Annotated in this window: 18 protein-coding genes; 10 read left to right on the top strand and 8 right to left on the bottom strand. The window is 48.1% G+C overall.

Features of this window, described 5'->3' with window-relative positions; genetic code table 11:
* Positions 1 to 627 carry a cysteine dioxygenase family protein gene (locus QUE61_RS03450; RefSeq protein WP_458574720.1) on the top strand — a complete coding sequence of 209 codons (627 nt, stop codon included), beginning with the start codon at positions 1 to 3 and terminating at the stop codon, positions 625 to 627.
* On the opposite strand, the gene QUE61_RS03445 is transcribed toward QUE61_RS03450, so the two are convergent.
* From QUE61_RS03445 to QUE61_RS03430, 4 genes are read right to left on the bottom strand one after another with little or no spacing between them, the layout of a single operon-like run.
* The gene (locus tag QUE61_RS03445; protein WP_286307681.1) at positions 624 to 1,952 is read right to left on the bottom strand and encodes an NAD(P)/FAD-dependent oxidoreductase; all 1,329 of its coding nucleotides are present in this window, start codon (positions 1,950 to 1,952) and stop codon (positions 624 to 626) included. The two genes, QUE61_RS03450 and QUE61_RS03445, sit on opposite strands and share 4 nt — an antisense overlap.
* Before the next feature lie 35 nt (positions 1,953 to 1,987).
* Complete coding sequence (locus QUE61_RS03440) at positions 1,988 to 2,761, bottom strand: 3-hydroxybutyrate dehydrogenase (RefSeq protein WP_286307679.1); 774 nt, start codon at positions 2,759 to 2,761, stop codon at positions 1,988 to 1,990.
* Positions 2,762 to 2,801: 40 nt separating this feature from the next.
* Entirely contained in the window at positions 2,802 to 3,302 is a 501-nt protein-coding gene (locus tag QUE61_RS03435) for a YqaA family protein (RefSeq protein ID WP_286307678.1), read from the bottom strand.
* On the bottom strand, positions 3,302 to 4,495 hold the full coding sequence (locus tag QUE61_RS03430) for a CaiB/BaiF CoA transferase family protein (RefSeq protein WP_286307676.1): 1,194 nt from the start codon (positions 4,493 to 4,495) through the stop codon (positions 3,302 to 3,304). Before QUE61_RS03430 ends, QUE61_RS03435 begins: the two co-directional genes overlap by 1 nt.
* A 75-nt stretch (positions 4,496 to 4,570) precedes the next feature.
* Here QUE61_RS03430 and QUE61_RS03425 point away from each other — a divergent pair, with 75 nt between their 5' ends.
* The 7 genes from QUE61_RS03425 to cynS all read left to right on the top strand — a co-directional run bounded on the left by QUE61_RS03425 (position 4,571) and on the right by cynS (position 11,801).
* Positions 4,571 to 5,665: a choloylglycine hydrolase family protein gene (locus QUE61_RS03425; RefSeq protein ID WP_286307674.1), complete on the top strand. Its 1,095-nt coding sequence runs from the start codon at positions 4,571 to 4,573 to the stop codon at positions 5,663 to 5,665.
* 2 nt (positions 5,666 to 5,667) lie between these two features.
* Complete coding sequence (locus QUE61_RS03420) at positions 5,668 to 6,837, top strand: acyl-CoA dehydrogenase family protein (RefSeq protein WP_286307673.1); 1,170 nt, start codon at positions 5,668 to 5,670, stop codon at positions 6,835 to 6,837.
* Between the two features lie 2 nt (positions 6,838 to 6,839).
* Complete coding sequence (locus QUE61_RS03415; RefSeq protein WP_286307671.1) at positions 6,840 to 8,018, top strand: CaiB/BaiF CoA transferase family protein; 1,179 nt, start codon at positions 6,840 to 6,842, stop codon at positions 8,016 to 8,018.
* A 156-nt stretch (positions 8,019 to 8,174) separates the two neighbouring features.
* Positions 8,175 to 9,554, top strand: coding sequence for a CmpA/NrtA family ABC transporter substrate-binding protein (locus tag QUE61_RS03410; protein WP_286307669.1), 1,380 nt, complete (start codon positions 8,175 to 8,177; stop codon positions 9,552 to 9,554).
* 5 nt (positions 9,555 to 9,559) lie between these two features.
* On the top strand, positions 9,560 to 10,444 hold the full coding sequence (gene ntrB / locus QUE61_RS03405) for a nitrate ABC transporter permease (RefSeq protein ID WP_286307667.1): 885 nt from the start codon (positions 9,560 to 9,562) through the stop codon (positions 10,442 to 10,444).
* Positions 10,434 to 11,342, top strand: coding sequence for an ABC transporter ATP-binding protein (locus QUE61_RS03400; protein WP_286307665.1), 909 nt, complete (start codon positions 10,434 to 10,436; stop codon positions 11,340 to 11,342). The genes ntrB and QUE61_RS03400 overlap by 11 nt, the downstream gene beginning before the upstream one ends.
* 15 nt (positions 11,343 to 11,357) lie before the next feature.
* Positions 11,358 to 11,801, top strand: coding sequence for a cyanase (gene cynS, locus QUE61_RS03395; protein ID WP_215372525.1), 444 nt, complete (start codon positions 11,358 to 11,360; stop codon positions 11,799 to 11,801).
* 38 nt (positions 11,802 to 11,839) lie between these two features.
* Here the strand turns inward: cynS and cls are convergent, their stop codons facing one another.
* The 4 genes from cls to QUE61_RS03375 are packed head-to-tail and all read right to left on the bottom strand — an operon-like array spanning position 11,840 to position 14,817.
* Positions 11,840 to 13,309 carry a cardiolipin synthase gene (gene cls, locus QUE61_RS03390; RefSeq protein WP_286307664.1) on the bottom strand — a complete coding sequence of 490 codons (1,470 nt, stop codon included), beginning with the start codon at positions 13,307 to 13,309 and terminating at the stop codon, positions 11,840 to 11,842.
* Position 13,310: 1 nt separating this feature from the next.
* Positions 13,311 to 14,090, bottom strand: coding sequence for an endonuclease/exonuclease/phosphatase family protein (locus QUE61_RS03385; RefSeq protein WP_286307661.1), 780 nt, complete (start codon positions 14,088 to 14,090; stop codon positions 13,311 to 13,313).
* Complete coding sequence (locus QUE61_RS03380; protein ID WP_286307658.1) at positions 14,056 to 14,259, bottom strand: hypothetical protein; 204 nt, start codon at positions 14,257 to 14,259, stop codon at positions 14,056 to 14,058. The genes QUE61_RS03385 and QUE61_RS03380 overlap by 35 nt, the downstream gene beginning before the upstream one ends.
* A 9-nt stretch (positions 14,260 to 14,268) precedes the next feature.
* Positions 14,269 to 14,817 carry an LOG family protein gene (locus QUE61_RS03375; RefSeq protein WP_286307657.1) on the bottom strand — a complete coding sequence of 183 codons (549 nt, stop codon included), beginning with the start codon at positions 14,815 to 14,817 and terminating at the stop codon, positions 14,269 to 14,271.
* A 74-nt stretch (positions 14,818 to 14,891) separates the two neighbouring features.
* Here QUE61_RS03375 and QUE61_RS03370 point away from each other — a divergent pair, with 74 nt between their 5' ends.
* Together QUE61_RS03370 and QUE61_RS03365 are read left to right on the top strand one after the other, a co-directional pair.
* Positions 14,892 to 15,587, top strand: coding sequence for an ABC transporter permease (locus QUE61_RS03370; protein ID WP_286307655.1), 696 nt, complete (start codon positions 14,892 to 14,894; stop codon positions 15,585 to 15,587).
* Complete coding sequence (locus QUE61_RS03365) at positions 15,580 to 16,269, top strand: ATP-binding cassette domain-containing protein (RefSeq protein WP_286307653.1); 690 nt, start codon at positions 15,580 to 15,582, stop codon at positions 16,267 to 16,269. The genes QUE61_RS03370 and QUE61_RS03365 overlap by 8 nt, the downstream gene beginning before the upstream one ends.
* Positions 16,270 to 16,276: the final 7 nt, after the last annotated feature.

Below are 16,276 nucleotides of genomic sequence, written 5' to 3'. Positions count from 1 at the left end.
ATGACAAACCCTGCTGTAACCGACCAAATCGCGCCCTTGCGGCATTTTGTGGCTGAAATGACCCAATTGGTAGGCCAGAGCCAGGCCGAGGACATTGTCCGTCCCAAAGCCAAGGCCTTGTTACAAGATTTGATCAAGACCGATGATTGGTTGCCCGATTTCTGCGCAGTTCCCCACCCCCAGTATTACCAGCAGTATTTATTGCATGCCGATCCACTCGAACGCTTTTCAGTTGTCAGTTTTGTTTGGGGACCAGGCCAGGCCACTCCAATTCATGATCATATGGTTTGGGGGCTTATTGGCATGCTGCGAGGTTCAGAAAAGGGTCAACGCTATGCCCGCAATGCCGCTGGTCAATTAGAGGCAATCGGTCACGAAGAAACCTTATTACCTGGTGATGTGGATGAGGTCAGCCCAACCATCGGGGATATTCATATTGTGAAGAATGCCTTTGATGACAAGCCGTCAATCAGCATCCATGTTTATGGAGGCAATATTGGGGCTGTGAAGCGCCATGTCTACGACCCGCAAACAGGATCTGTCAAAAACTTTGTCTCAGGCTACTCTTCACCACAGATCCCTAATCTCTGGGATCGCTCGGCTCAAGTTCGCAGCGAACTAAATTAGTGCAACTTCACGTGGGGCTCGGTGCGACGCGTAATCATGCGCGCCAAGGTATCAAGACTCACCTTTGCCCAACCATGCAATGCCAACTCATGCATTTTGTACAAAGATAAATACATCAGTTTGGCAAAAACACCCTCAATCATGAGGTTGCCACCAATGAGGCCGCCCATCATATTGCCAACGGTGCTGTACTTTCCTAAAGAAACCAAGGATCCAAAATCACGATAGCGGTATGGTTTCAGGGGCTTATTCTCAAGACGCAATTGGATTTGCTTAAATAAATGAGAGGCTTGTTGATGCGCTGCTTGGGCACGCGGCGGTACAAAGCCACCCTGCCCCTCATTTGCTTCCGGCCAAGGGCAAGCTGCGCAATCGCCCATGGCGAAGATATCGGGATCACGCGTGGTTTGAAGCGTGGGCAACACCACGAGTTGATTAATCCGGTTTGTTTCCAAGCCGCCAATATCTTTTAGGAAATCAGGCGCCTTGACCCCGGCTGCCCAAACAATCAATTCGGCGGGTAGACTCGTGTTATCACTAAACTGAACCTCTTTCGGAAACACCCGCGCCACTTTCTTATTCGTAATCACCTCAACACCCATCTTTTGCAATAAAGATTCAGTTGCATTTGATAGACGTCCCGGTAAGGCTGGCAAGATTCGGGGAGCGGCCTCGATCAGACTGACCTTCAAATCTTTATTGGGGTCTACCCGATCAAGACCGTAGGAAACAACTTCGCGGGTGGTGCGATGTAGTTCAGCAGCAAGCTCAACACCGGTTGCCCCTGCGCCAATGATGGCCACGTGCAATTGGTCGGGTGAGAGAGGATTACTTTGCGCCTGTGCCCGAATAATCGCATTGAGCATTTGATGATGAAAGTTTTTAGCATCATCTTGAGACTCTAGGCGCAAAGCATATTCTTCAACGCCAGGGGTCGCAAAATCGTTGCTGAGGCTGCCAATACTCATGACGAGAATGTCGTAAGGAATTGAGCGTTGCGGGGTAATTTCAGTACCAAGGTGATCCCGGTACGGCGCAACAATGACCTCTTTGCGCTCGCGATCCAAACCGATCATCTCACCAATGCGATAGGTAAAGTGATGCCAGTGGGCCTGCGCAATGTAATCAACTTCGTGGTCACCCAAATCCATGCTACCAGCCGCAATCTCATGGAGTTTTGGTTTCCAAATATGAGTACGATTTTTATCAATCAGCGTAATGGATAACTTTCCAGGTTTTCCTTTGCGAGAGCCATAACGATCCCCCAAGCGAGTAGCCAGTTCTAGCCCGCCTGCTCCCCCGCCTACGATGACAATTCGATGCATGACAAAGTTCTTTTTATTCTGATTTTGGTAGTGATTTATTGCGCTGTCCAACCGCCGTCCATATTCCATGCGGCACCACGGACTTCCGATGCATCCGGTCCGCACAGAAATACAGCCAACGCAGCGAGCTGCTCCGGCTTTACAAACTCACCCGAAGGCTGCTTCTCGGAGACCAGCGCTAATTTGGCTGCATCATTGGAAATCGTCTCGCGCTGTGCACGTGCGTCGACTTGCTTTTGTACCAAGGGGGTTAACACCCAACCTGGGCAAATTGCATTGCATGTGACTCCCGTACGGGCAGTCTCTAGTGCAACCACCTTGGTTAAGCCGATAATGCCGTGCTTGGCTGCGACATACGCTGCTTTTTGTATCGAGGCCACGAGTCCATGAACGGAAGCAATATTAATAATACGCCCCCAATTGCGTTTTTTCATTCCAGGAAGCGCCAAGCGGGTTGCATGAAATGCTGAACTCAGGTTAATTGCAATCACTGCATCCCAGCGCTCTACAGGGAAATCTTCCACGCTCGCAACATGCTGAATCCCAGCATTATTAATGAGCACATCAATTGCTCCAAAACGTTTTTCGGTAGCAGCAATCATCTGCGCGATCTCATCGGGCTTACTCATATCAGCACCGTGATAATCGACCTCTACTCCATAAGCCCTAACCTCGGCGATCGCTGCATCCTTCTCGCCAAACCCATTCATCATCACATTAGCACCTTGAGCGGCCATGGCTTTGGCCATCGCTAGACCAATACCACTCGTTGAGCCTGTGACTAAAGCGGTTTTACCTTTTAGAACCATCCTGACAACCCTCGTATAAAGCAATAAAAGAATTATCTTCTCATAGACCCACTAAGCGTCCCAATTCTTGCCAAAAGGACTTGGGTATCGAGGTCAGCAACCACGTTAAGGTCATGTAACGAAGTAATTTACCGATTGCCATGTAGATTAAACATGGTAGCCATCTCAGACGTAGCCAACCAGCCACGACACACAAAGGATCACCGATGATTGGCAACCACGAAAGCAGCAGCATCGGGGGGCCGCGTTTCTCAAGCCATGCCTGTGCACGTGAATGGGTCTCTCCCCGTAATGACTCATAGGTATTACGGGCAAGTAATCCCAAACCCCAATTAATCATCCCGCCCAAGGTATTGCCTAAGGTAGCAACTCCAATCGCCAACCAATAATCATCCGGATTTAAGCTGACATAAGCAAATAAAACGGGCTCTGAACCCATCGGGATTAGCGTTGCGGATACCGCTGCCACAATAAAGATTGCTGGCAAGCCCACGGTAGGCATACCAAACCAATCCATTACCGAATGAATAAAAGCTTCCATTACTGAAGTACGCCACCGTCCTTCAAGGTCTGGATCTGCTCGGCAGTAAATCCATGTTGTTTGAGAATGGATTCAGTATGCTCGCCAAGTGTCGGTGCGCGGTGCCGAATTTGCCCAGGATTTTGGGAGAGCTTTGGAATGATGCCTGGCATCTCCACTTTCAAACCGTCTGCACTCACAATGGTTTCAATCACACCGCGCGCACGGTAGTGCGGATCCTCCGCAATATCTTTCGCACTATAAATACGTCCAGCAGGAACGGAAATGCTCTGCAGGGCCTCCAGAATCTCCTCAAGAGTTCGTTGACTGGTCCATTGACCGATTACTTCATCAATGACATCCGCACGTTTAGCCCGTCCATCGTTGCGCGCTAGTTCGGGATCGTTACCTAAATCAGCGCGATTCATCAGATCCATTAGGCGCTTAAATAAGGAATCCCCATTCGCGGCAATCAATACATATTGACCATCCTTGCAGGGGTATGCGTTCGATGGAGCAATGCCCGGTAGAGCACCGCCGGCTGGTTGGCGGATTGCTCCGAAAACGTGGTACTCTGGCAAAAGGCTCTCGGTCAAATTAAAGACCGCTTCGTAGAGTGCCACATCGATCATTTGCCCTTGACCACCTCGGGCATCACGCTCATAGAGAGCGAGCAAAACACCAAGTGCACCATGCAAACCAGCAATCGTGTCACCAAGCGATAAGCCCGCACGTGCGGGCACCTGTCCAGGATGCCCGGTTAAATACCGCAATCCAGCGGTTGCTTCGGCAATCGCCGCAAAGCCAGGCTCATCACGACGCGGCCCATCTTGGCCATAGCCAGAAACGCGCAACATAATTAACTTTGGATTTAAGGCATGCAATGCATCCCAACCCATCCCCCATTTCTCCATGGTGCCGGGTCGAAAGTTTTCAATCAAAACATCAGCGTCTTGGGCTAAACGTCGCACAATATTCTGACCCTCGGGTTGGCGTAAATCAATGCAAATCGATTGCTTATTGCGTGACTGCGCTTGCCACCAGACCGAGGTTCCCTCATGCAGCATGCGCCACTTGCGTAATGGATCACCCTCTTGTGGCGACTCGACTTTAATAATCTCTGCCCCAAAATCTGCCAAGGTCTTGGCTGCGAAGGGTCCCGCGATTAATTGGCCAAGCTCTAGAACGCGAATACCGGAGAGGATTTGTTGCATAGCGATCAGCCCCATCAATCAAGAAAGTATCTAGATTAAACTACAAGATTGCGAATCCTGGGTTGGAGAATCTCAATGAAACAATGGTTGGTTAGCCTTACGCTGCTCAGTTTTTTTCACAGTTCATTGGCTTGCACCGCTGTGAATATTCAGGCTAAAGACGGTACAGTAATTGCCGGTCGCACCATGGAGTGGGCCTTTGATATGAAATGGACCATCAATAGCATCCCCCAGGGAACTAAATTTCGCACCACAGCCCCTGAGAATCTCAAGTTGCCCCCAATTCAGTTCATTACCAAATATGCCTTGCTGGGAATCTCCCCAGGAATCTTGCCAGGCGCACCGGCTCTTCTCGAGGGACAAAATAGTGCTGGCTTAGGGATGAGTGGCAATTTCCTTCCTGGTTTTACTGAATATCAAACTGTTACCCCCAAAGATTTGGACTATGTCTCGATTCTGGATTTTGGGACGTTTGCTTTGGGTATGTTTGCCAATGTCGCCGAATTACGTAAAGAGATTCCACGCTTCAAAGTTTGGTATGACTCAAGCCTCCCCTCAGGCCCAACGCCCCCCTGGTTACATTTTGTGTTCACTGATCGCACTGGTGCCAGCATTGTGGTGGAATTTGTGAAGGGGCAAATGCGCATTCATGACAATGTGGCGCAGGTATTAACCAATGCACCTACCTACGATTGGCATATTCTGAATGCCAGAAATTATCTGAATCTAACAAACTTTGCTCGAAGCTCAGTAAGCGTCAATGGTCAAAATGTCACTGAGATTGGTCAAGGTGGTGGGCTAATGGGCTTGCCTGCGGATTACACCCCGCCCTCCCGATTTATTCGGGCGGCGTATCTACGCCAACTCGCTACACCACCAAGCAACCGGGCTGAGAGCGTACAGCTCACTGGGCACATTTTGAACAATGTCGATATTCCAATTGGTGTAGCTGCCTCAAAGGATGGTGACAAAGTGGTTTCCGATTACACCCAATGGGTCAACATTAAAGATCTGAATAATCAACAATGGCATATTTCTAATTATGCAAATCGCACCAGTTATGTCACCTTAGATCTCAAAAAGATTTTTGATAGCAATAAGTCAGGCGCCTGGCCGGTTGACCAACTCCCCTATCAAAGTATCGACATCACCAACAAAATCCTAAATTAATCATGGCATTGACGATTCCAAAACCCGATCAATATCAGGAGATGCGCGAGGCGCTTCGTGATCTTTGCTCGCGCTATGACTCTGCCTATTGGCAAAAAATTGATCACGAACGCGGCTATCCTGAAGCATTTGTAAAAGCAATGACAGATGCGGGTTGGTTGGCAGCTTTAATTCCTGAGGAATATGGTGGCTCTGGGCTGGGTCTTGCTGAAGCCTCCGTCATCATGGAAGAAATTAATCTCGCAGGAGGCAATGCTGGCTCTTGCCATGGGCAGATGTACAACATGGGCACTTTGTTACGCCACGGCTCAGACCAACAGAAGCAACTCTATCTCCCCAAAATCGCCTCCGGTGAATGGCGACTACAAAGTATGGCAGTCACCGAGCCCACTACCGGAACCGATACGACCAAGTTGAAAACCACTGCGACCAAAAAGGGGGATCGCTACATCATTAATGGTCAGAAAGTCTGGATCTCACGTATTCAGCACTCAGATTTAATGATTTTGCTTGCACGCACTACCCCCCTCTCCGAGGTCAAGAAAAAATCTGAGGGCATGTCGATCTTCATCGTCAATCTTCATGAAGCCATCGGCAAAGGGATGGAAGTGCGTCCCATTGCGAATATGGTCAATCATGAAACCAATGAGGTTTTCTTTGATCAATTGGAGATTCCTGCCGAGAATTTAATTGGCGTTGAGGGTCAGGGCTTTAAGTACATTTTGGATGGCTTAAATGCAGAGCGTACTCTGATTGCTGCGGAGTGTATTGGTGATGCCTACTGGTTTATCGAGCGCGCGCGTCGCTACGCTAGTGAGCGCGTAGTCTTTGATCGTCCGATTGGCATGAACCAAGGTATCCAGTTTCCGATTGCGGATAGCTACATCGAGACCGAGGCGGCGAACTTGATGCGCTTTAAAGCCTGTGAGCTTTTTGATCGTCATGAGCCCTGCGGAGCGGAGTCCAATATGGCCAAGTATTTAGCCGCTAAGGCATCCTGGGAAGCTGCCAATGTTTGCTTACAAACGCATGGGGGTTTTGGCTTTGCCTGTGAATACGATGTCGAACGCAAGTTCAGAGAGACCAGGCTCTACCAAGTCGCCCCAATCTCGACTAATCTGATCTACTCCTATGTAGCCGAGCATTTGCTAGGCTTGCCACGCTCTTTCTAGTGATGCGGCCCTTAGACGGAATTACAGTCGTTGCTCTCGAGCACGTCATCGCAGCACCTTTTGCCACGCGTCAATTAGCCGATCTTGGTGCACGCGTGATTAAGATTGAGCGTCCCGGTGCGGGTGACTTTGCACGTAACTACGATCAACGTGCCAAGGGGATGTCATCGCATTTCACCTGGGTGAATCGCTCCAAAGAAAGTTTGACTCTTGATCTCAAACAGGATTCTGCGCTTGCTATCCTGCGTCAATTACTGGAGACCGCTGATGTGTTCGTTCAAAACCTCGCCCCCGGTGCAGCGGCTCGAATGGGGCTCACCGCCCAAGCATTACAAGCAAGCAATCCTCAATTAATTTATTGCAATCTCTCTGGCTATGGTGAGAATGGACCGTATCGGGATAAAAAAGCCTATGACCTTCTGATTCAAAGTGAGGCAGGACTCTTATCCATTACTGGAACACCTGAGACCCCCAGCAAAGTTGGTATTTCCATTGCAGATATTGCGGCAGGCATGTATACCTATACCAATATCTTGGCAGCGCTATTACAGCGTCAAAAGACGGGCAAAGGATCGGTCATTGATATTTCCATGCTAGAGGCGCTTGGAGAGTGGATGGGCTACCCGATGTATTACAGCATGGATGGTGCCACCCCTCCACCGCGCACCGGTGCTTCGCATGCCACCATCTTTCCCTATGGTCCTTATTTGGCCGGTGATGGCAAAACGATTATGTTGGGCCTTCAGAATGAGCGTGAGTGGGCATTGTTTTGCGAGAAAGTACTCTTACAACCCGAACTGGCAACCGATCCACGATTTGATAAGAACTTTAAGCGCAACGAGAACCGTGTGGAACTCAATGCGATTATCTTAAAGATCTTCTCTGCAATGACGAGCGAACAGGTTTTAGCCAAGCTTGAGGAGGCTCAAATTGCCAATGCCTCCCTAAATGATATGCATCAGTTTTGGGATCACCCACAATTGCGTGTACGTGGACGTTGGCATTCGGTGGAATCACCGAATGGCCCCATCCCTGCCCTATTACCCCCAGGCATCAATACTGCATATGAATATCGCATGGATAAGATTCCGGCGGTTGGTGAACATACCGAAAGAATCTTAAAAGAACTGGGGTATTCGGATGATCAGATTCAAAATCTCAAAGAGAATCAGAGTATTTAACTTTTTGGTGCATTGATGCACCAATTTGGGATTTAAATCCCCATCAAGCACCTCAATCAATCATTGCGCTAATTTGCGCCCTTTTTAAATAGGCGTATCAGAACTGGCACGATTCTTGCAGTGTTATTTATAGAACATTTCTATAAGGAGCCAGCAATGAGTATTCATAAGCCATTTGATCCTGATCGTCCTCTTTTCAGCAATCGCTGCAGTTGTGGAAAGCATGCTTCAGCCGCTGAACACGAGGCTGCCAATCTACAAAAAATCAATGAAGAGCAAGAAAGTGCCAATTTCATTGAGGCCAGTCTTGTAAAGGCTCTTTTTCCTCAAGAGGCGCGCCGTCGAGCTTTCTTAAGAGCAGTTGGTACAGGTGGTGCGATGAGCGCCCTGTCAGGATTCCTTCCGGTTGGCGCATTGCAGGCTATGGCTCAAGAGAAGGCCCCTTTAGAGAAAAGAGACCTCAAAATTGGGTTTATTGCGATTACCTGTGCAACACCCCTCATCATGGCCGACCCGCTTGGCTTTTATAAGAAACAGGGTTTAAACGTCACATTAAATAAGACCGCCGGCTGGGCTTTGATACGCGACAAAATGCTGAGTAAGGAGCATGATGCATCACATTTTCTCTCACCGATGCCGATTGCGATGTCGATGGGACTCGGCTCCGATCCGAGTCAGATGCGGGTTGCAACCATCCAAAATACCAACGGTCAAGCGATTACTTTAGCCAATAAACATAAAGACAAGCGCGATCCGAAGATGTGGAAGGGCATGAAGTTTGCAGTGCCTTTTGAGTACTCCATGCACAACTTCTTACTCCGTTACTACGTAGCCCAGGCTGGACTTGATCCCGATAAAGATATCCAGATTCGGGTAACGCCGCCACCGGAGATGGTTGCTAATTTACGCGCCGGCAATATCGATGGTTTCCTTGGTCCCGATCCATTTAATCAGCGCGCTGTTTATGACGAAGTTGGGTTTATCACCATTCTGACAAAAGATATTTGGGACGGTCATCCTTGCTGTGCATTTGGCACCTCTGAGGAATTTATTCGGAAGAACCCCAATACCTTTGCAGCGCTTTACCGCGCCGTCATCAACGCATCCACAATGGCTCGCAACCCAGAAAACCGTCCATTAATTGCCAAAGTGATCTCGCCACAAAACTACCTCAATCAACCCGAGACAGTAGTGATGCAAGTATTGACTGGTAAGTTTGCTGATGGACTGGGTAATGTACAAAACGTACCGGATCGAATCGATTTCAACCCCATCCCCTGGTACTCCATGTCAACTTGGATGCTCACCCAAATGCAGCGTTGGGGATATGTCAAGGGTGATGTGAACTATAAGGATATTTCTGAAAAAGTATTCCTGCTCACCGATGCTAAAAAGTACATGCAAGAAACCAATGCGCCAATGACTGCGCAAGCGAAGGCCAGTAGCGGAAATCCAAAGTTCAAAATTATGGGTCGTGAATTTGATCCTGCAAATGCGGCTGCCTATAGCAAGTCATTTGCGATTTCAAAAGCATAGGATCGATGATGAACTCCATCAAGCTAAAAGGTGCCCTGCTGTCCGTCATTCTATTTTTAATGATGTTGGCAGTATGGCATCTAGCCACGGCTCCGAAGTCAGGCATTAATCAACCGGATCGGGTATCGACAGCGACCGCGTCTAGCGGAAATTCTGAATATGACCTACTAATGGGCAAAGGTAGCAAAGATGTGGCTCCTGATCAGAAATCCGGATTTCCAACGCTGACGCAAATGGGAGAGACTTTTTATAAACAACTCTCTGACCCTTTTTATGACAAAGGTCCAAACGACAAGGGCATTGGGATTCAACTGGCGTATTCATTAGCCCGCGTTAGTCTTGGATTTTTATTGGCGCTCGTAGTAGCCTTACCGGTTGGCTTTTTAATTGGCATGTCCCCACTACTTTCGGCGGCGCTTAATCCATTTATTCAAATATTAAAACCAATCTCACCGCTCGCCTGGATGCCAATTGCACTCTATACGATTAAGGATTCATCCATATCTGGTGTTTTTGTGATTTTCATCTGCTCAATCTGGCCGATGTTAATTAACACAGCCTTTGGGGTTGCGAGCGTTCGCAAGGAATTGCTAAATGTTGCTAAAACTCTCGAGGTCAATCCGATCCGCAAAGCATTCAAAGTGATTCTGCCGGCGGCAGCACCAACCATTCTCACAGGAATGCGGATTTCAATGGGCATCGCCTGGCTGGTGATTGTTGCTGCTGAAATGCTGGTTGGCGGGACTGGGATTGGCTACTTTCTTTGGAACGAATGGAATAACTTAGCGATTTCAAGCGTGTTATTTGCCATCGTGGTGATTGGTTTTGTAGGAATGCTCCTCGATATGTTGTTTGCCAAATTACAAAAGATGGTGACTTATGCAGACTAATATTGATTTCTTGAAGGTTGAAAACCTCTCTAAAACGTATGTCGCTGGCTCCCCTCCTGTGTTTGAGAACGTCAATTTCGACATCCAACAAGGTGAATTTGTATGCATTATTGGTCACTCTGGTTGTGGCAAAACTACCATTTTGAATGTTTTAGCTGGTTTAGAAGAGGCAAGCTCGGGGTATGCGTACATGTTGGGTCGTGAAATTAAAGGGCCCAGTCTAGAACGTGGCGTGGTGTTTCAAGGGCATGCGTTAATGCCATGGATGACGGTATTGCAGAACATCAATTTTGCTGTGAAATCAAAATATCCAGAGTGGCCCAAAGCAAAAATTACCGCCCATTCAGAGAAATACATTGAGCTGGTTGGGCTAGGTGCTGCGAAACAAAAAAAGCCTTCTGAATTATCTGGCGGTATGAAGCAACGGGTCGGCATCGCCCGCGCCTTCGCCATCGAACCAAAAATGCTGCTGTTAGACGAGCCTTTTGGAGCGCTTGACGCTTTAACCCGTGGGGTGATCCAAGATGAGCTACTCAAAATCTGTGCGTCAACTAAGCAAACCGTATTCATGATTACACATGATGTGGATGAAGCAATTTTGCTATCTGACAAAATCATGCTTATGAGCAATGGTCCGAATGCTCGAATTGCAGAAATCGTTGAGAACACCTTACCAAAAAATCGGGAACGTGCCACCATGCATCACGATCCCATGTACTACCCCATGCGCAATCACCTGGTTGATTTCCTAGTACATCGTTCAAAATTGGTGCAGCAAAGTTCGCATACGACTCAGAACCAAAATAATATCCGGGATATCACTCAGCGCTTAAAGCCACGTCTTGTTCGGCCCGGGAAAGATCAAATAACTACAAATCAATTAACTCAAATCAACTAAGGAGCTTTCAAAATGATGAATCGTGAAGTTGTCACTCAAAAAATTATTGAGGCAAAAGTTAAGAAGAAATTAAAGTGGGCCGATATTGCCAAATCGATTGGAGAATCCAAAGAATGGGTTACCGCTGGATGTTTAGGACAAATGACTTTTACCAAGGCTCAGGCAGAAGCCGCCGGGAAATTATTTGACCTAACCGATGAAGAGATGGCATGGCTACAAATCGTTCCCTACAAAGGATCACTACCAACAGCAGTGCCAACTGACCCACTTATTTATCGCTGGTATGAAATTGTTAGCGTCTACGGTACAACCATCAAAGAGTTGATTCATGAGGAGTTTGGTGATGGCATTATGAGTGCGATTGACTTCTCAATGGATATTCAACGTGAACCAGACCCAAAAGGTGATCGCGTTCAAGTTGTTCTGTCTGGGAAATACCTAGCTTATAAAACCTACTAATTAAGGTCTGCCCTGCTGAATATTCATTTGGCAGGGCCTTAAAGTAAAGGCGATGCTAGGTGCGCTGTATTCTCCAGCAGTCTGCGCCACCGTGGCCGTCGTTCCCAGCCGATCCGATTAATAATCTGTGAGCGTTTTAGATAGCTGGTGGTTAATTCTTTGAGTTGAGTACAGAAGGTTTGATCGTAGACAATGAGGCTGATCTCGAAATTAAGACGTAAGCTACGCTGATCAAAGTTTACCGATCCAAAAATAGCTATCCGCTCGTCAATCAGGAGACTCTTGGTGTGCAGCAATCCGCCTTTGAATTCTGCAATTTCGACTCCTGCACCCAGTAAGGCACTATAGAAACTGCGACTGCTCCAGGCAACTAAGGTTGAATCATTTAAGCGTGGCACGATTAGCTTCACCTTCACTCCTCGGTGAGCCGCAGCCATTAATGCTTGCACCAGGCCCTCATCCGGGACAAAGTACGGGGTAGTAATCACCAGCTCTTGACGTGCGTCTAATACAGCTGATAGCAGGACTTGATACAGAATATCGTCTCGATAAACTGGCCCCGATGAGAACTCCTGAGCCAAAGCGGTACCAGCCGGCTTTTTGCTAAGACCATCACGATCGCTAAAGTGCATCACCCTTGGGTTATCAACGCTCCAATCATATGAGAAAGTAAGCTCAAACTGGGACACAACGGGCCCCTCAATCCGTATCATCGCATCGACCCACTCCCCCACCCCAGAATCCTGTTTAAACGTTCGGGGATCAACCAAGTTCATACTTCCAGTCCATGCAATCTCGCCATCAATGATGAATATCTTGCGATGCAAACGCAGATCGGCGCGCCGAAACTGAAAGCGGCCAAACTGAATGGGAAGGGCTTCAGTCACCTCAATCTTGGCTTTCGCAAAACGATCGGGCCAGGCGGATTTAAACCAACTAGAACTTCCCAAGGAATCAAGCAAAACTCGGCACTTCACTCCACGCTCGGATGCGGCGATCAGGGCTTCACCGACTCGATCAGCATCGCCTCCTAATGACCAAATGTAAAACTCCATGTGGATCGATTGTTGGGCACGATTGATCTCCTCAATGAAGTGCTGCAAGATATCAAGCGAGTTCGTAAAGAGTTCAATATGGTTCCCAGCGGCTACTGGTGTGCCATTCTTAGCTTGCGCAAGAAGGCTTAGGGCATGCGCATCGGGATGCAGGAGGGTTCGGTCGGGCTCATGCAACTGGCGCATCGCCTTACTAATTTTGGCGTACTCCTTTTCCATGCGAATGATCTTGCTTGTGAGTGTTCGGCCAACTGGCCGCTCACCAATGGTCAAATAGAGAATCAGGCCAATCATTGGAAAGGAAACAATAATCAGTAGCCACGAGACTGCCACGCCTACTGGGCGTCGAACCCAGATGATTCGAAGAAAGAACAGGATCGCAATCACCACATGCAGGATCACAAACCACGGGACGTGATACCCAAAAATAGTACCGGTGAATAAGTGCATCATGTTAGTGACCCAACTCTGCGTATACAGCTAAATGATCCGATAATTTTGACCATTCGGTTAATACCTGCGCCTTCTGAATCTTTAAGCCGCGCACGTAGATACGATCCATCGCCAGCATCGGCCTCGCACTTGGGAAGGTTTTAGCTGGGGCGCCATACAAACTCTCAAACGCATCCACAAAGCCCGCCTCATTCATCGGCTCACTTGCAGAATTACGCCAGTCATTAAAGTCACCTGCAATGATGCTAGGTTCATGCTTTGATAAAGTCTCAATATGCTGCAAGATGGTATCCACCTGGCGCTCGCGCCCGCGTTGCAATAAGGCGAGGTGCACACAAAAACAATGAATGGGCGGGCCCTCTGCTAATTGAATGGTGGAATGCAAAAGGCCGCGACGTTCAAACCGGTAGGCTGAGATGTCGTAATTATGTCCTTTATGCAATGGAAACTTGGAAAGAATGGCGTTACCGTGATGGCCATGTCGATATTCGGCATTTTTTCCATAATGCCAGTCCGCATAAAATCCATCGGCCAGAAAATGAGTAATCTCATGCTTAGGCCAGCTGGATAAACGCTTCTGACGACGTAAATTTTCCTGCTGCAACTCTTGAATAAAAATTAAATCCGGATGCTGAGACCTTAAGCGCTGACGCAAGCGATAGACAGTCGAGTCAATTTTTAGGGGGGACATCCCTTTGTGCATATTAATCGTGATCACCCGTAAGCCTGAGGCCGGCTGAATTGCACTAGGATGAATGCTGCTGGCGTCGAATGCGCGCATGATAAATTTCGGTTTGAACAAGCTCTTCGCATTGCATGCATTTGTTACAAATTGATGCCTCTTGGCGCAACTCCTCGATGGAGTTAATTTCATGGGTTACCAAGTACTCTCGCAAATCTTCGTCCCAAATTTGGTTACATAAACAAATGACATCCGCCATAGCAATCATGATACTGAATTACTGCGCCCTCAATTGGAGAAATGCAATTGCCTCAGGGATTGTGTTCACTACCGTGATATAGCTGAAATGACGTTCAATTAAAAACCCATTCTCATATTGCTTCTTAGCAAAGGTAAGGAGCTCATCGAAAAATCCATCGAGATTGACGATCAAAATTGGTTTGGAGTAGGCCTTGACATGATTTCCGGTCCAAACCTCAAAGAGCTCCTCGATCGTGCCAATCCCGCCAGGTAAAACAATAAAGACATCCGAGAGATCAACCATCATCTCTTTACGCTCAATCATGCTTTCAACCACATAAAGCTCCGATAGATCCTGGATAACGGGTTCATCCTCCGTAAGGAAATTTGGAATAATCCCAATCACCGTCCCATGCGCTGCAATAGCGCCCCGGGCGAGCTCACCCATCAGACCTCCCCCGCCTCCCCCAAAGACCAAGCGCCAGCCATGCTTGGCAATTGCTGAGCCCAATTGGCTACTAGCAGTCGACCAGCCAGGATTAGAGCCAGGGCGTGATCCGCAAAATACACAAACAGTAATTGACATTGCATCATTGTGCCACCGAGACTCGGGGGGCATTGATTGTTAGAATCCAATGATCTTCATAATGATTCGTACCCATGAGTTCCACGTTTATTGATGCCTTTGCACTCTTGGCCCATCTCGATGCGGCCATCGTGCGTATTGTCATCACCTCCTTACAGGTCAGCATCACAGCGTTGATACTAGGAACCCTGGTCGGGCTTCCCCTTGGAGCTTGGCTGGCTACTGAAGAGTTTGCAGGTAAACGCGTAGCGATTGTGATCCTCAATAGCATGATGGGGATACCGACGGTGATTGTGGGTGTTTTGGTGTACTTGATTCTGTCAAGAAGCGGTCCTTTTGGCGAATGGGGCTGGTTATTTACGGTCAAGGGAATGATCGTGGCTCAATTTTTTATCACCACCCCTTTAATTGCAGCGCTTAGCCGCCAATTGCTGGAGGATTCTTGGAAGATTCATCGCGATACCTTCATGGCCTTGCGCCTACCTTATTTTTCCCGTCTGAAATGGTTGATTTGGGATTGTCGCTTCTCATTAACCATCGCCATTCTGGCTGGCTTTGCCCGCGCAATCTCGGAGGTCGGGGCCGTAATGATCGTTGGCGGCAATATTGATCGAGTAACGCGCACGATGACCACTGCGATTGCACTTGAGACCAGTAAGGGTGATCTTGCATTTGCTTTATCGCTTGGTATCGTCCTGCTTGGTATTGTGATATTGGCAAATATATTCATATTTGTGGTTCGACAGATTGCGGAGCGGCGGTATGGATAAATTACTAAGTCTGCGTAATGTTGGGGTCATCCGAGATGGGCGCACCATTTTGCAATCCGATGATCTCCATATTCCATTAACAGGCATTACCGCCCTGGTTGGCCCAAATGGAGCTGGCAAAACAACCTTATTGCGTTTAATCCATGGCTTGATTGAACCCTCGATTGGTCAATGCGAGCGACCGTTTGCGCCCAATGAGAGCGCCTTGGTCTTTCATTACACGCCGATGCTCAAAGCGACCGTTCGCGAGCACCTCACCCTCCTAAGAGATACCGATCGAACCATTCGCGATGAGGCAATTGATGAAGCCTTGCAATCGGTTGGAATTGCGCATTTAGCCAATAATCCCGCGCAACGCCTCTCTGCTGGAGAGCGTCAAAAGCTGTGCTTTGCCCGAGCGCGCTTGCAAAACCCCAAATTAGTCCTTCTCGATGAGCCCACCGCCAATCTAGACCCGAATGCAAGCGATGATGTTGAGCAGATGATTGTTGACTTAGCCAGAGATGGAAAAGCGGTTTTATTTGCCTCCCATAATATGGCCCAGGTCAAGCGTCTCGCCTCTAATCTCATCTTTATGCAAGACGGCAAAATCCTTGAAATTACCCATCCTGATGACTTCTTTAAAAACCCTCAGACCAAAGAGGGTTCCCAGTTTCTTGCTCGAGAATTTATTGCACAATAAGTGAATC

This window comes from Polynucleobacter sp. HIN5, from assembly GCF_030297555.1.
Classification (GTDB): domain Bacteria; phylum Pseudomonadota; class Gammaproteobacteria; order Burkholderiales; family Burkholderiaceae; genus Polynucleobacter.
The sequence above is the reverse complement of the archived record's forward strand: the minus strand, read 5'-3'. Positions and strand labels throughout refer to the sequence as shown.

Coding starts and splice junctions, on each gene's coding strand:
- QUE61_RS03450 (WP_458574720.1), top strand. CDS start 1: ATGACAAACCCTGCTGTAACCGACCAAATCGCGCCCTTGCGGCATTTT.
- QUE61_RS03445 (WP_286307681.1), bottom strand. CDS start 1,952: ATGCATCGAATTGTCATCGTAGGCGGGGGAGCAGGCGGGCTAGAACTG.
- QUE61_RS03440 (WP_286307679.1), bottom strand. CDS start 2,761: ATGGTTCTAAAAGGTAAAACCGCTTTAGTCACAGGCTCAACGAGTGGT.
- QUE61_RS03435 (WP_286307678.1), bottom strand. CDS start 3,302: ATGGAAGCTTTTATTCATTCGGTAATGGATTGGTTTGGTATGCCTACC.
- QUE61_RS03430 (WP_286307676.1), bottom strand. CDS start 4,495: ATGCAACAAATCCTCTCCGGTATTCGCGTTCTAGAGCTTGGCCAATTA.
- QUE61_RS03425 (WP_286307674.1), top strand. CDS start 4,571: ATGAAACAATGGTTGGTTAGCCTTACGCTGCTCAGTTTTTTTCACAGT.
- QUE61_RS03420 (WP_286307673.1), top strand. CDS start 5,668: ATGGCATTGACGATTCCAAAACCCGATCAATATCAGGAGATGCGCGAG.
- QUE61_RS03415 (WP_286307671.1), top strand. CDS start 6,840: ATGCGGCCCTTAGACGGAATTACAGTCGTTGCTCTCGAGCACGTCATC.
- QUE61_RS03410 (WP_286307669.1), top strand. CDS start 8,175: ATGAGTATTCATAAGCCATTTGATCCTGATCGTCCTCTTTTCAGCAAT.
- ntrB (WP_286307667.1), top strand. CDS start 9,560: ATGATGAACTCCATCAAGCTAAAAGGTGCCCTGCTGTCCGTCATTCTA.
- QUE61_RS03400 (WP_286307665.1), top strand. CDS start 10,434: ATGCAGACTAATATTGATTTCTTGAAGGTTGAAAACCTCTCTAAAACG.
- cynS (WP_215372525.1), top strand. CDS start 11,358: ATGAATCGTGAAGTTGTCACTCAAAAAATTATTGAGGCAAAAGTTAAG.
- cls (WP_286307664.1), bottom strand. CDS start 13,309: ATGATGCACTTATTCACCGGTACTATTTTTGGGTATCACGTCCCGTGG.
- QUE61_RS03385 (WP_286307661.1), bottom strand. CDS start 14,090: ATGCGCGCATTCGACGCCAGCAGCATTCATCCTAGTGCAATTCAGCCG.
- QUE61_RS03380 (WP_286307658.1), bottom strand. CDS start 14,259: ATGATTGCTATGGCGGATGTCATTTGTTTATGTAACCAAATTTGGGAC.
- QUE61_RS03375 (WP_286307657.1), bottom strand. CDS start 14,817: ATGTCAATTACTGTTTGTGTATTTTGCGGATCACGCCCTGGCTCTAAT.
- QUE61_RS03370 (WP_286307655.1), top strand. CDS start 14,892: ATGAGTTCCACGTTTATTGATGCCTTTGCACTCTTGGCCCATCTCGAT.
- QUE61_RS03365 (WP_286307653.1), top strand. CDS start 15,580: ATGGATAAATTACTAAGTCTGCGTAATGTTGGGGTCATCCGAGATGGG.